This is a genomic window from Maribacter aquimaris, assembly GCF_014596745.1.
Classification (GTDB): Bacteria; Bacteroidota; Bacteroidia; order Flavobacteriales; family Flavobacteriaceae; genus Maribacter_A; species Maribacter_A aquimaris.
This window is the reverse complement of the sequence record NZ_JABTCF010000010.1, coordinates 1-14,628: the sequence shown is the minus strand read 5'-3', so window position 1 is coordinate 14,628 and position 14,628 is coordinate 1. Positions and strand designations below refer to the sequence as shown.

Sequence of the window (14,628 nt, the reverse complement as noted above, 5' to 3'; positions counted from 1 at the left end):
ATTACGTATTGAGTTACTCTATGTATGTTATATATGCCGAAACAAGCCAATGATTATATTGGTCCTTTTTATTGGCAGTTCCAGGTATTTTAACCTGTAATTCATGTATCCCTTTTTTGAGTTCGCCCAAAGGAACCACGTAGGGCATTACACTGGAACCGGGACACCAATTTGACCTTGAAAGGTCTGAAGAGGCTAAACGTTCTTCAATTTCCTTGAATTCCCGTTCAAAATTTTCATTGTAGGCATAAGCGGAATCTTTTTTCGTCCATACCCCAGAAGAAGGGTTAAACCTTCTGAATGAAGCACAATCATCCCGCCATGGGATTTTGCTTAACACCAATCTTGAATCAAGAAACACCTCGTTCCTCAATTTAATGAATTCATCGCCTCCACTATGGCCCCCATGCCCGGTTGTTGTGTAATACAACTTCACATTCCTCAATTCCTGTTTTGTCGTAAAATCCAAATCAAGGGTCGTGGCGGCAAAGAAATCCGGTATTTTCTGACCTTCGACATAATACATCGTATTCAGTAAGGGCATCACCTTTAATTTAGGCCTTGACCTTCCTGAATATTTTAACGTTACGTCTACCGAATACCCTTCGGGGGTCCAGGTATCTATCCATATTCCAATATAGAACTCTCCGGTTACCACAGATTCCAATTCAGATATATCCTTTTTCCAAACTACTTCGTTTTCCCATTTGGGGATATAGACCGGTCGATTGTATTCAATCTTGGGATATTTTTTTTCATCACTATAATGTCCTACCCCAAACGGGGACATAAAACGCATTAATTCCAATGCGGGTATATAATCTTCTGTTTTCAGAATCCCTCCATACCCCTTATCCACAAACGACTTTTCAGGAAATTCCTCTTGGCCCAAGGACACATCGATCACATCGATGCGTTCTGGATCCGTAACCACAAAACAAGAACCGGATTTATCCCATTTGTCCCCATTGGACCTCAATTTGACCTCAACAGAAACATCGGTTCCCTTTTTATAAACGGGGACATTTATTTTTCTATAAATTACGCGTCCATTTTGTAGCCTTTTCACCCTAGTGGTATCCCCGGTTTCACCCCCAAAATTTACAGGCTGATTTTTAAAAACCCCAATGCTGAATTCCTTGGCTTCTTTAAAAGGGTAGTTATTTGTTAAGGGACCTGTCGCTAAATCACTCTTGTTTTGACCTTCAACAGACCTTATCCCTCCGAGGTCCCCAGTAGACTTTTGGGCCAAGGCCGACGCACAAAGAAACCCAAAAATCAATATGAACACTATAAGCAATACCCTGTTTTTCATAATGTTATAACTTATAAATTCTTGACAATCAAAATCCATCCAACCAAAATCCTATTTGGAACGACTTAAGGAATACGGCGCCGCATCCTCTGATATGGCCCAACTCTTATTGGGTTCACTTCCCATTTCAAAATTAAGTTCACCCCCCTTTTGTACGGTCTCCGTGCCTATCCAAGTGGTATTGAAATCGGTTCCGTTCAACGAAGCACCTTGAATATAGGGTCTTCCCTTTCCGTTGGATTCCGCTTTGATCGTAAAGGTGTTCCCATTTTGTAAATGCAGCTTTACCTCATTGAACAACGGACTTCCAATAACATATTGATTGGTTGCCGGTGCCACGGGATAAAAGCCCATAGCACTAAATACATACCAAGCCGAGGTCTGTCCGTTATCCTCATCACCACAATACCCATCAGGGGTAGGCGTATATAATTTGGTCAATACCTCCCGAACCTTTTCCTGGGTCTTCCATGGTTGTTTGGCATAATCATATAAATAGATCATGTGCTGTATGGGTTGGTTCCCATGGGCATAGTTACCCATGTTCATGATCTGCATTTCCCGTATTTCATGAATGGTAAATCCGTAATAGGAATCGTCAAAATGTGGAGGCATTTCAAAAACACTGTCCAACATTCCCACGAATTCATCATCGCCCCCCATCAAATCGATAAGACCTTGCACATCATGAAAAACCGACCAGGTATAGTGCAGGCTATTGCCCTCGGTAAAAGCATCGCCCCATTTTAAGGGATTGAAAGGGGTCTGGAACTGTCCGTCCTTATTCTTGCCCCGCATCAATTTTGTCGACGGGTCGAATAAATTCTTATAATTCAATGACTTATCGTAATACACTTGGGCCAGGCTATCCTTACCCATCGATGTCGCCATTTGGGCAATCGTAAAATCGGCATAGGCATATTCCAGGGTACGTGCCGCATTTTCATTAATACCCACATCATAGGGCACATAACCTAGTTCATTATAATAATCGAGTCCCGCACGGCCTACACTATTGACCGGCCGACCCTCACTTTGGGTGGCATTTTTCAGAACGGCCTTAAATAGCGTTTCCGTTTCTGTACCTTTTACCCCATTCAAATAAGCATCGGCGATAATCGGAGCAGAATTGGATCCGATCATACAATCGCGATGCCCTGGACTGGCCCATTCGGGCAACCATCCCGATTCCTTATAGGTATTTGCCAAACCATCCATAATCTCGGCATTCAGGTCGGGATACATCATATTGAAAAATGGGAATACGGCCCTAAACGTGTCCCAAAAGCCGTTGTCGGTGAACATATAACCTTCTTCAACCTTACCATTATACGGACTGTAGTGTACTACCTTATCATTACTGTCGAATTCATAAAATTTTCTAGGAAACAACAATACCCTGTACAAACAGGAATAGAAGGTTTTCAAGTCATCGGTATTGGAAGAAGTGACCTCGATCCTGCCCAATTCCTTTTCCCAGGCCGCAGTGGCCTTTTCCTTGGTAATTTCAAAAGTATCACTTCCGATTTCTCGATCTAAATTGAGCTGAGCCTGTTCAGGACTAATGAAAGACGATGCCACTTTTACATGTACGGCCTGTCCTTTTTTGGTCTTGAACCCGATAATGGCACCTACGTGATCCCCTTCGGCATCAAGCGTACCTTCATTTAATTTCCATCCATCGTCCCAAGTATGGTTCAAATCAAAATCGGTATCGAATTCGGCGACAAAATAATTATGGAAATTCTCTGGTACCCCGCCGCTGTTATTTCTACAATACCCGATGATCTTTCTTTCCTTGGGCAATATTTTCACCATGGAACCCTTATTGAAGGCATCCAACATGATAAAGGACTTTTCATTCTCTGGGAAAGTGAACTTAAAATGGGCTGCACGTTCGGTAGGGGTTACCTCAGCAACCACATCGTAATCGGCCAAATAGACACTGTAATAATCGGGTCGTACGGTTTCTGCCTTGTGTGAAAAATAAGATTCACGCTCATCTTCCTTATATTTTAAATCGCCTGTGACCGCCATTAGGGAAAATGCCGCATAATCATTGATCCATGGACTGGGCTGGTGGGTTTGTTTTATTCCCCTGATTTTTTTGTCATGGTACTTGTAGGTCCATCCATCCCCCATTTTTGAGGTCATGGGGGTCCAAAAATTCATGCCCCAAGGGGTAGCGATTGCCGGATAGGTATTTCCGTTCGAGAGACTAAAATCAGAATCGGTCCCCATGAGCGGATTAACATAGCCCAATACCTCCGCTGTGCTTTTTTTTTCGTTTACAGCCTCACTAGAATCCCTTTCTTCACAAGCAGCAAAAAGAAACAGTGCTACCATGCCCACAATACTTGTTTTCAGTTGTTTTCCGATTTCCATAATTATCTGTATATTTTATTTACTTCCGGAGAATTTAATTTTTTCCCATCTACTTTTTTCGGATCGTCTGTCATCACATAAACCAATTCCCCACCAGCAGTAACCTCTTTGTGCGTTATAAAATTCCTATCCAGCGTAACCCCATTTAAAGTTACGTATTCCACGAATTTATTCTCTTTCGAAAAATTCTTTTGTATGATTCTCAGCTTCTTCCCTTTTTCTACGGATACCTCAGCCTCCTCAAACAGGGGAACCCCGAAATCATAGACACCCTGTGCCGGATTCACAGGATAAAAACCCAATGCCCCGAAAATATACCAGGACGACATTTGCCCGCAATCCTCATTACCACAATGGCCATTGGGGGCGTTGGCGTATTGTTCTTCCAGAATTTGTCGTACCAATGCCTGTGTCTTTGAAGGTTGATCCAAATAGTTGTATAAATAAGCTACATGATGACTGGGTTCATTACCATGGGCATACTGCCCGATCATCCCTGTACTGAAAATCGGCAATTTGTCCCCAGGTTCGGGGAAATAGGTAAACATGGAATCCAATTTTTGGTTAAATCGCTCCTTACCCCCTGTTTTTGCTATGAGTCCATCAATATCCTGAGGTACGAACCAGTAATATTGCCAGGCATTGCTCTCACAGAAATAGGGAGAGTATTCCTTGGGAACAAAGGGTGTTATAAAGTTACCCGATCCACTTTTTGGTTGTAGCCATGATGTTTTTTCGTTGTAGAGGTTCTTCCAGCTTTCAGACCTTCTCAAAAATTCCTTATAATCCTTTTCATGACCCAAGTCCTTGGCGAACATGGCAATACACCAATCGTCATAGGCATACTCCATCGTCTTGGAAACCGACCAATTTTCATGTGCATCATCTACAGGAATAAATCCTTTTTCCCGATAAACATCTATCTGTCTCCCATTGACCATCGCACTTTCCTTACATGCCTTATATGCCAACTCCTTATCAAACGAAAATCCCTTAAAATAGGCATCGACAATAACAGGTACCGCATGGTAACCGATCATCATATTGGTCTCATTGCCTTGCATGGACCAGACAGGCAAGACCCCGGTCTCTTGATAATGCGCCAACATAGACCGCACCATATCGGGCACCTTGTCTTGCTGGATGATGGTGTATAAGGGATGTGCCGCCCGAAAGGTATCCCATAGGGAAAAAGTATCGTAGCGATCAAAACCTTTTGCTACACCAATAGTATCATTGGCCCCTTTATATTTACCATCCAGGTCGCTCAACAATGTAGGTGCCAACATGGATTGATACATCATGGTATAGAATATCCTCTTTTTGTCTTTATCGTTGCTTTTTACCCGTATTTTCGACAGTTCCTTTTCCCAAACTTCTTGTGCTTTCTTCTTATAGCGTTCAAATCCAAACCCATGGGTTTCTTCGGCAATCGCGGTTTCCGACCCTTCAACACCAGCCGTTGAAAGTCCCGTTTTTATAATCAAACGTTCCCCCTTTAGCATTGAATAATTCAGCTCTATCTTAGTATTGACACCTTGAACGGGGGCATCAACCACTTCACCATCCTTATACACCACAAAGCTTTTAAACGGTCTGGAAAAATGCATGGCAAAATAGAGTCGTTGGTCTTTGGCCCAGCCTGTAGACATTCTATACCCCCTTATAAAGGTATCATTTACCACCTCCAAATAGGTGTCGGTCGGCTTATCCCAATTTAAGGCATAACCCAAGTCGATATGGATTTTTGTACTATCATCCTCTGGAAACGTATAGCGATGAATACCTACCCGCTTGGTTGCGGTCATTTCCGCTTTAATATCAAAATCCAGTAAATCGACCGAATAATACCCTGGAGATGCCTTTTCCTTATCATGACTGAAGGTTGAATAGGGCCTATAACCATTCTCCTTGATTCTTTTATTGGACTTACTATTTGTGGGCATCACCAAAATATCATAAAGATCTCCGGCCCCTGTACCCGTTAAATGGGTATGGGAGAAACCGCTGATTATGGTATCTTGATAATAATACCCGGCAATCCTGTCCCAACCCGGGATGCCGATATCCGGACTCAACTGCACCATACCATAGGGCATGGTCGCACCGGGATAGGTATTACCCGGTCCGTCCGTACCGATAAACGGATTCACATATTGTGTTAGGTTTTCCTCTGGCAAAGGTTTTATACCCTCCTTACAGGAAGAAAAAACCAAAAGGAAGATTGCAATGAAAAAATAGGGATTCATCCTTGCCCATAAAAGAACCTTATATCTAAACATAAACTCAATCAATACTTGAAAATTTACCATCATCCTTGATCATCAAGGTCTTATTTGTGAATGGACTCTTTGTCCAAAGAATAAACCCATCCTTATGACGTTCCAATACGGGAACTATCTTTTTCCCAAGGATTTTTTTGGTTGTTCCAAAGGCTTGTCCATCCGCTTTCTTCCAAGCACCCTCTTTTTTTTCACCATTAATCAAATCCCGGTACAATTCATAGAGATACCATTTTATATGTTCATCCCCAGGTATCGAAAAAGTATCGGCCGTACCTACTTCCTTTTCGGAAAAATACACATAGCCCCATTTTTCAGGTTCATGCATATTGATGACCCATTGGGGGGACCATACCCAATTGTATTCTGGTAAATAGTTCCCCTTTGCATCCTTCTTTCTTGCGTATCGCCCATCAACAACCTCAAATTCCCAATTGACCCTCGAAAAACCAAAACGCCAAAATTCATTGACAGGAATATCATTATGGGAATTGGCCTCTTTTAAAACCTCCCATGGAATGGCAATCTCAACACTCCACCCCTTATCGATATCGTTGGGATTATTCAAGGTGCCCTCTACATGCACCGCCGTCATAACACCTTGAATGTCCCAGCTATCAAGTACCTTTCCTTGGTTTCGGTAAGGTTTGGTCAAAAACAAATCCCATATCGTATTTAAGGCATTCATTTCAAACTCCATATAATTATGGGTATCCCCATCGGGATCGATGAAAATCTCGAAATCGTTGTTATAGAAAATGATTGTATCCCTTTGTTTCAATGTCCCCCAAACGTTGGGCTCTTCCAATTTCGCGAAGAAATACAGGTACTCTTCATCCCAGACCATTTTCATCTGCGTCTTGTAGGTAGGTTCTTTCTTCCCCTCGATATCAATAAAGGTATCGCTCCAATCGGCTTTTTTCCATGAATCCTCCTTATCCATACCATCAACCTGGATTCCATCGATGGCCTTAAAGGACACATACTTGCGCGGAGTTTCCTGGGCAACCAACCAAACAGGCCCCATATACAACACAAAAAGTATAAGGCTAATGATTTTCTTCGTATCCAGATACCGATTCATAACTTACGATGTTTTATAGACTATTCTTCTTCGTGAATTCAAGGATTTCCGAAATACGACCAAAGGCCATCGCCGTAACCGTATCCGCTGCCCCGTAATAAAGGGCTACTTTATCTTCCTCGATGGAATGTAGGGCCGCACAAGGGAATACCACATTGGGTACATCGCCAACCTGCTCATACAATTCAGTCGGTGCCAAAAGGTAAGGTTGTGTCCTGTATTTTACCTTATCCGGTTCTTTTTCATCCAAAATCGCCGACCCTACGGAATAACGGAATCCATTACAGGTATTGATCACCCCATGATAGAAAATGAGCCACCCTTCGTCGGTTAGGATAGGAACGGTTCCCGCGCCTATTTTACAACTTTGCCAAGCACTGTCCTCAAAAGGGGTTACTTTCATAACACATCTATGCTCGCCCCAGTATTTCATATCCGGACTAAAACTCACATAAATATCACCGAAAGGTGTATGCCCATTATCACTGGGACGACTTAACATGGCGTAACGACCATTGATTTTTTCAGGAAACAATACGCCGTTCCTATTGAAGGGCAAAAAGGCATTCTCACATTGGAAGAATTCCTTAAAATCAAAAGTATAGGCAATACCGATCGTAGGTCCGTGATACCCATTGCACCAAGTGATCCAATAACGGTCCTCAATAAACACCACCCTAGGATCGTATTTGTAATCCGATTCGATCATGGGCGTATTACCGGCCTGCATTTGAATAGGTTCATGGTTGATCTCCCAATGGATACCATCTTTACTGAAACCGGCAAAAATATTCATTTGAACCGCTTTGTTATCACATCTGAAAACCCCTGCAAAGCCATCTTCAAAAGGCACAACGGCACTATTAAAGATACTGTTGGATGAGGGAATATCATTCCTATTTATTATTGGGTTTTCACTATACCTCCAAAGAACATCACTACTATTATCAGGTCTATCTTGCCAAGGAATCTTCATGCTATCTCTTTCTTTAATTTAAGTTATACGAATTAATTTGGGATTTTCCGGATTTTGTCCAACCAGGTAAATTTCAGGATTATGGTGGTCACTAAAAAAATTGCGAATGCCGCCCAGGTTTTTGGGTAATCCCTAACCATAAAGTATATGGGCAAGACGATCATGCTTGATTGCCAAATGATACCCACGGCACAATTACCCATATCCTTCCAAAATTCATTGTTTTTACCCACCGTTCTACCTTCTTTGTTCAGTGCCTTAACAACAGGCTTCCAAAAGCCCCAGGGGTGCACGTTCATATAGAATTTCCCCAAGGTCTCCATACCTGTTGCCGGAGTGAGGAACGTACCTAGGAATGACCCCAATAAAGATACTGCAAAAATGACGGGAAAGACATAGATAGCAGGTATCTGGGCCAAATCATGTAACCATGTACCCACTTCCAGATTGGCCTTATTCTGATCCAGGATAAATTGTAAGGTCGCTATAAACAACCCTGAGGCCATACCCCAGAAATATCCCCATCCATTAAACCGCCACCAAATCCATTTTAAAAAATTCGCGGCTACATACCCCCCATAAAGGGCACTCGTTATCCAAAGGGTGAGTGAATTTATCGATTCAGCGAAGAAGCCCATAAAAACCCCTAGGGCAACCACGACGACCGAAGCAATGTGACTAGCCCTAATATAATGCTTATCCGTAGCTTCCGGCTTAAAATATTTTTTATAGATATCATTTACGATATAGGCCGGACCTGCATTGACAAATGCCGAAAAGGTACTCATAAAAGCAGCCAACAACCCTGCCAACAAAAGTCCCTTGATACCTACAGGAACATGAAAATTAATGACCTTTGGCAGCAACACTTCCAATTCCAAGCCAGTCAATCCGCTATCTGCAGCCATTTCAGGACCCAAAACCACCAAAGCGATGACAACAATACCTGCAATAAGCAAATATCTTGGAATATACAGTACCAAGGCTGTGAAACCACTCATGTAAGCCGCTTCCTTTACGGTTCTTGTTGAAAGGATCCGTTGCATATCAAAACCAGGGGTTGGTCCGGCGATACTGGCAAAAAAACCCTTGAAGAGTGACATACCGATAAAGGCTCCGAACATCTTATAGCCTTCGGAATCAATCAAATTGTTAAAAGCATCGTATTTGGTACTCCAATGGCTTCCCAGCTCCCAATCGAAAAAGACATTCTTCCATTCCTCTGAGATAATGGCATTGATCTGTACATCGGAAAATTCATAAAAGGCGTACCCGGCCACAAGAATACCCGCTATGACCATGATAACATATTGCAATACCTCGGTAGCCACTACCGAGAACATACCTCCCTTTACGGTGTACAAGGTCGTTAAACCGATTATGATCAAGGCATAGGATTGCTCTGAGAGGAGGAGCACGGTCTCACCGACCTGCCACGTAAAATCCCATGGCAAGATTACGGTCATAAATTTACCTACCCCTTCAAAGAAATAGGCAATGAACCCAACAGCCGCTATCACGGCAAAAATGGCAACAATACTGTGGGCGGCCCTACCTGCACGATCATCGCCAAAACGGGTCAGCATCCATTCCGAACCGGTCATGATATTGGATCTTCGAATCCATACCGCTAGGAACATCATGATGAATATCTGGTTCCAAACCGGCCACAACCACATGAACATAAAACTCTTTACCCCGTATAAAAATAGGATTCCTACCATCCAAGCCGTACCCGAAACATCGAACATGCCCGAACCATTACTCAATCCCAAATAATACCATTTTATTCCGTTACCCCCCAGGAAATATGATTTTAAACCCTTGGATGCCCTTTTCGACACCCATATACCGACGGCAAGGGTAAGGACGACATAAAGTAGGATTATGGATATATCTATTATGCTCATAAGTGATTATTTAGTAACGTTTTGTACAGCCCAATTTTTATTTGGTTCGGGTCCCATTTTAAATTCAAGTGTACCTCCTGCCATAATGTCCCCATGCATGATGTAGGTCTTATCCAGTGGTTCCCCGTTCAAGGTTACCGATTGTACATATATATTCTCTTTTGTAGTGTTCGGGGCCGAAATCGCGAACGTTTTCCCATTCGGTAATTTCAAAGTCGTTTTCTCGAAGACCGGACTTCCAATTTCATATTCCCCGGAGGCCGGATTCATGGGATAGATTCCCATGGCGCTCATAACATACCACGCAGACATTTGTCCGCAATCCTCATTTCCACTCAACCCGTCAGGCTGTGTACTGTATTGGGTATCCAATATTTTACGCACCCAAAATTGGGTTCGCCATGGGGCACCCGCTTTATTGAGCATGTAGGCAATATGATGGCTTGGTTCGTTCCCATGGGCATATTGACCTATGAGTCCGGAAATATCGGGGGAAACGTTATGACCACTCAAATCGGAATCCTCGGTAAAAAGTTCCTCTACCATAAGGGCGAATGGTTCTTTTCTTCCATGCAGTTCGATCAATCCGTCTACATCATGCAGTACGTACCAACTATGTTGCCATGCATTTCCCTCGGTATAATCAGTATCTTCGATATGATTCGATGCTTTTGGATCAAAAGGTTCATGGAAATGCTTTCCATCTTTTGATTTTCCCCGCAAGAATCCTGATTTGATATCAAAAAAATTCTGATAGGCTTTGGAACGCTTCAAGAAATAAGCGTAGTCCTTGTCTTTACCCAACTTTTTAGCTACTTGGGCCACACACCAATCGTTGTATGCATACTCAAGACTTATGGAAACAGACTGGTCCATGACCTCAAAAGGGATATATCCGTATTTCTTATACGCCTTTAACCCCCTATCATCGCCCATCATGGTCTCTTTCATCGCGGTATAGGCCTTCTGTATATCAAAGTCCGTATGTCCCTTCATTATAGCCTCAGCAATAATGGATACCGAATGATACCCGGGCATGGTCCCGGTTTCATTCCCAGACAACACCCAAATGGGCAATACCCCACTTTGATCATAATACACCAACATCGATTTGACCATATCGTCCAAACGGTTAGGATCCATAATACTGAGTAACGGTGTTTCCGCTCTATAGATATCCCATAACGATAATGATGAATACATCTTAAAATCAATTTTGGCAATGCTATCGTCCTGCATTCTAAACTCCCCGTTCAGATCATTGAACATTGTAGGGGCCACTTGGGTATGGTAGAGTGCGGTATAAAAAATAGTCTTTAAACTATCTATGGGGGTTTCCACTGAAATATTCGACAAGAGGCCGCTCCAATCCGCACGTGTTTTTTCCCGTATTTCACCAAAGCTTGGGCTACCCTGTAGTCTCAGGTTCTCCTTGGCATTTTCGATACTTACCGATGATACCGCTATTTTCACTTCAACACTGTCGGTATTTTCGTTAAAGAAAAACTGACCACCAGCCTTAACCCCATTGACTTCGGTAGCCGATATGCCCATGGGTGCGTCACCCATAAGGCGCTGCCCAATGATAGGACTTGAGGTTTCAATGACAAAGAATACTTTTTGGTTCTTGGCCCACCCTGTACTAAAACGATGGCCTACGATACGCTGACTGCTTTCCAATTTCAATTGACTTTCCAAGGGCTTGTCCCAATTGACGGCATAGCCCAAATCGATAATAAACGAAGGCTTATCGGCGGTGTTGTAAATGTACTTATGGTAAGCCACATAATCGTTGGCCGTTAACTCCACATTAATATTCGGATCTTTGAGCAACACCCTGTAATACCCTGGGGAAGCCTCCTCATCATTATGCGAAAAACGTGAGGTATAGGGTAAGGAATCCCGTGATTTCCCAAAAAGGGTAAGGTCCTTTTCTGCATTAGTCGGCATTAAAAGCACATCGGCCAAATCCCCAATACCGGTACCACTCAAATGTAATTGGGCAAAACCGGAAATAATCGAATCGGTTATATGGTAACCCGAACACCAATCCCAGCCCGCCGTACCGTTATCCGGACTAGGCTGCACTCGGCCAAAGGGGGACGTTGCACCGGGATAAGTATGTCCATGACCACCCGTCCCGATAAAAGGGTTTACATAATCAACAACATTCTTGGTTGGCACTCCCTGCTCCTTTTTTGCACAGGAATAAATCATTGTTGTTAAAATCAAGGCTAAAACAACGTATTTCTTCATGGTAATGGTTGGTTTATAAATCTAAATATTCGTTAGCCCAAGGGCCATATTTAACAGGAGTATTCCAAAAATTAAGTATCTTACCCCACAAATCGCAAATCATAAATGTTTATACTTTTTACGATAATCCGAACATTTTTAGACCAACAACGACACACCAATGCCCAACGTCATTAAAAACGAATTAAATCCAAGGGAAAAACAGCCTTCTGTGAATGAAGGACTTTATAGGATTATCAAAAGAAATGCATCCAAGGATTACGATATTTCCTATGTGCATCATATCATATTCTGGTCTATCTATTTTATCTTCAACACCTTGCGCTGGAGCCACATTCATAACGACCTTTTGTATTCCATAAAAACCAACCTCATTGGTTTTCCGATACACATCGCCCTTTCCTATTTTAATGTGTATTACCTGATGCCTAAATACGTTTACAATAAAAAGTACTTTACCTACGCAATGTTCGTATTGGGGTCATTATCGATCATGCTTTTGGTCAAATTCAACCTTACCTATTATTTTGTCAGTACCAATGTAATGCCCGAGGCGATCGAGGTAGTGGATTCATTGACCTTGAATTATGCCATTACCACCATGCTTGGGGAGTTGTATGTGGTATCCTTTGTGACCGCGATAAAGATCACCGCCGACTGGCTTCGGGAAACCAATAAATTGCACGATCTGGAGAAACGGCAATTGACCACGGAATTGAAATTTTTACGATCACAGATATCCCCCCATTTCTTTTTCAATACATTGAACAATATCTATTCGCTGACCTTGGAAAAGTCGGACAAGGCTCCCGAAGTCGTTCTAAAACTTTCCGAATTGATGCGCTATTTGCTCTATGCATCCAACAAACCCAAACAAGACCTAAAAAAAGAGATAGATTGCATCCAAAACTATATAGATTTGGAACGTATCCGTTTTGATGATTCCTTGGTGGTGAACATGAATATCTCCGGCAATCTGGAGAATAAGAAAATTTCCCCCATGATGCTTATTACGTTTATTGAAAACTGTTTTAAGCACGGAGCCAATCAAAGTCTTGGGAAAATGTATATTAATGTCAATATCATGATTGAAGATGATGTTCTTTTATTTAAGGTCTCGAACACCATTCCCAAGAAAAGAAAGAAAGATAAACCATCTTCCAAAAATGGTGGTATTGGGCTATCGAATGTTAAAAAACGCCTAGAATTAGCCTATGCGAAGAACGATTATGACCTTCAGATTTATGAGAAGGACAATGTATTTCATGTTGAACTAAAGATAAAGGTATAATGGATTTAAAAGTGATTATTGTAGATGATGAACCACTGGCCATCAATGTCATAAAAAACTATATAGGACAAGTTAAGGAACTAGAACTTGTTGAGACGTTCTCCAATGCCGTGGATGCATCTACCTTTCTGCAAAGCCATGAGGTGGATATTATTTTCCTGGATATCAATATGCCTATTTTAGATGGACTGGAATTCTTAAAAACCTTACATGAAGCCCCATTAATCGTCATTACAACGGCCCATGAGGAGTTTGCTTTGGAGAGTTTCGAATTAGAGGTCATCGATTATCTGATAAAACCCATTCCTTTTCCCCGATTTTTAAAATCGGTCAATCGAATCCTTAAACTGAAACAAGCCCATGGCCAGACCGAACGGAACAACACCAAAGAGCATCCCAGTATTTTCGTCAAGGTAGATAAAAAGAAATTGCAGAAAATCTATTTGGATGAAATAGTGGTCGTGGAAAGTTTAAAGGATTACATCCGAATCAAAACCACAACAGGGAAATATATCGTTCATAAAACCTTGAGTAGTTTTACCGAAGAGCTGCCTGCCGACCAATTCATTCGCATCCACCGATCCTTTACCATCAACATTGATAAAGTGCAGGTCGTGGAAGGGAATAGTCTCGAAATCGACAATACCCGTTATACCATTGGACGAAGCTACTTGAATGATGTAAAAACAAAAATATTGAAGAATTGATATTTTCCGTTTAAAGAGCAGTACTGACCAAAGACCTCTCGACTGCGCTCGAGGGGACAGGTTCCTTATTCCAATATCAGTTGTTCGATATACCCTATTGTCCTACTATTCAAATCATGTCCATTGCATGTCCGGTCGAGGGCAGAGGAGATCTATTAAAATCTATTGAAACCAAGGACCTCTCGACTGCGCTCGAGGGGACAGGTTCCAGGTAACCCAAAAACCGCTATAGGTTCCTTATTCAAATACCAATTGTTCGATGCAAGTCCAATCCTTGTCCTTTCAAGGGCAGAGCAGATCAATTAAAATCTATTGGAACCAAGGACCTCTCGACTGCGCTCGAGGGGACAGGTTCCAGGTAACCCAAAAACCGCTATAGGTTCCTTATTCAAATACCAATTGTTCGACTCAAGTCCAATACA

At 42.2% G+C, this 14,628-nt stretch carries 9 protein-coding genes; 2 read left to right on the top strand and 7 right to left on the bottom strand.

Annotation, left to right across the window (positions count from 1 at the left end):
• Nucleotides 1–13: 13 nt before the first annotated feature.
• The 7 genes from HPE56_RS14695 to HPE56_RS14665 are packed head-to-tail and all read right to left on the bottom strand — an operon-like array spanning nt 14 to nt 12,208.
• Nucleotides 14–1,315, bottom strand: coding sequence for a PNGase F N-terminal domain-containing protein (locus HPE56_RS14695; RefSeq protein WP_188244516.1), 1,302 nt, complete (start codon nt 1,313–1,315; stop codon nt 14–16).
• A 51-nt stretch (nt 1,316–1,366) separates the two neighbouring features.
• A complete protein-coding gene (locus HPE56_RS14690) occupies nt 1,367–3,700 on the bottom strand; it encodes a GH92 family glycosyl hydrolase (protein WP_223170326.1) in 2,334 nt (777 codons plus the stop codon).
• A 2-nt stretch (nt 3,701–3,702) separates the two neighbouring features.
• The gene (locus tag HPE56_RS14685) at nt 3,703–5,949 is read right to left on the bottom strand and encodes a GH92 family glycosyl hydrolase (protein WP_188244515.1); all 2,247 of its coding nucleotides are present in this window, start codon (nt 5,947–5,949) and stop codon (nt 3,703–3,705) included.
• Nucleotides 5,950–5,986: 37 nt separating this feature from the next.
• A complete protein-coding gene (locus HPE56_RS14680) occupies nt 5,987–7,066 on the bottom strand; it encodes a carbohydrate-binding family 9-like protein (protein WP_188244514.1) in 1,080 nt (359 codons plus the stop codon).
• A gap of 13 nt (nt 7,067–7,079) precedes the next feature.
• Complete coding sequence (locus HPE56_RS14675) at nt 7,080–8,042, bottom strand: glycoside hydrolase family 130 protein (protein WP_188244513.1); 963 nt, start codon at nt 8,040–8,042, stop codon at nt 7,080–7,082.
• Between the two features lie 32 nt (nt 8,043–8,074).
• Nucleotides 8,075–9,952, bottom strand: a complete 1,878-nt coding sequence (locus HPE56_RS14670; protein WP_188244512.1) for a sodium:solute symporter family protein — start codon at nt 9,950–9,952, stop codon at nt 8,075–8,077.
• Nucleotides 9,953–9,958: 6 nt separating this feature from the next.
• Nucleotides 9,959–12,208 (bottom strand): GH92 family glycosyl hydrolase, encoded by a 2,250-nt coding sequence (locus HPE56_RS14665; RefSeq protein ID WP_188244511.1) that lies wholly within the window; start codon nt 12,206–12,208, stop codon nt 9,959–9,961.
• Between the two features lie 160 nt (nt 12,209–12,368).
• Here HPE56_RS14665 and HPE56_RS14660 point away from each other — a divergent pair, with 160 nt between their 5' ends.
• A complete protein-coding gene (locus tag HPE56_RS14660) occupies nt 12,369–13,499 on the top strand; it encodes a sensor histidine kinase (protein ID WP_188244510.1) in 1,131 nt (376 codons plus the stop codon).
• Nucleotides 13,499–14,206: a LytR/AlgR family response regulator transcription factor gene (locus tag HPE56_RS14655; protein WP_188244509.1), complete on the top strand. Its 708-nt coding sequence runs from the start codon at nt 13,499–13,501 to the stop codon at nt 14,204–14,206. Before HPE56_RS14660 ends, HPE56_RS14655 begins: the two co-directional genes overlap by 1 nt.
• Nucleotides 14,207–14,628: the final 422 nt, after the last annotated feature.

Excerpts from the sequence above, each read along its gene's own strand:
- HPE56_RS14695 (WP_188244516.1), bottom strand. The coding sequence starts at position 1,315 with ATGAAAAACAGGGTATTGCTTATAGTGTTCATATTGATTTTTGGGTTT.
- HPE56_RS14690 (WP_223170326.1), bottom strand. The coding sequence starts at position 3,700 with ATGGAAATCGGAAAACAACTGAAAACAAGTATTGTGGGCATGGTAGCA.
- HPE56_RS14685 (WP_188244515.1), bottom strand. The coding sequence starts at position 5,949 with ATGAATCCCTATTTTTTCATTGCAATCTTCCTTTTGGTTTTTTCTTCC.
- HPE56_RS14680 (WP_188244514.1), bottom strand. The coding sequence starts at position 7,066 with ATGAATCGGTATCTGGATACGAAGAAAATCATTAGCCTTATACTTTTT.
- HPE56_RS14675 (WP_188244513.1), bottom strand. The coding sequence starts at position 8,042 with ATGAAGATTCCTTGGCAAGATAGACCTGATAATAGTAGTGATGTTCTT.
- HPE56_RS14670 (WP_188244512.1), bottom strand. The coding sequence starts at position 9,952 with ATGAGCATAATAGATATATCCATAATCCTACTTTATGTCGTCCTTACC.
- HPE56_RS14665 (WP_188244511.1), bottom strand. The coding sequence starts at position 12,208 with ATGAAGAAATACGTTGTTTTAGCCTTGATTTTAACAACAATGATTTAT.
- HPE56_RS14660 (WP_188244510.1), top strand. The coding sequence starts at position 12,369 with ATGCCCAACGTCATTAAAAACGAATTAAATCCAAGGGAAAAACAGCCT.
- HPE56_RS14655 (WP_188244509.1), top strand. The coding sequence starts at position 13,499 with ATGGATTTAAAAGTGATTATTGTAGATGATGAACCACTGGCCATCAAT.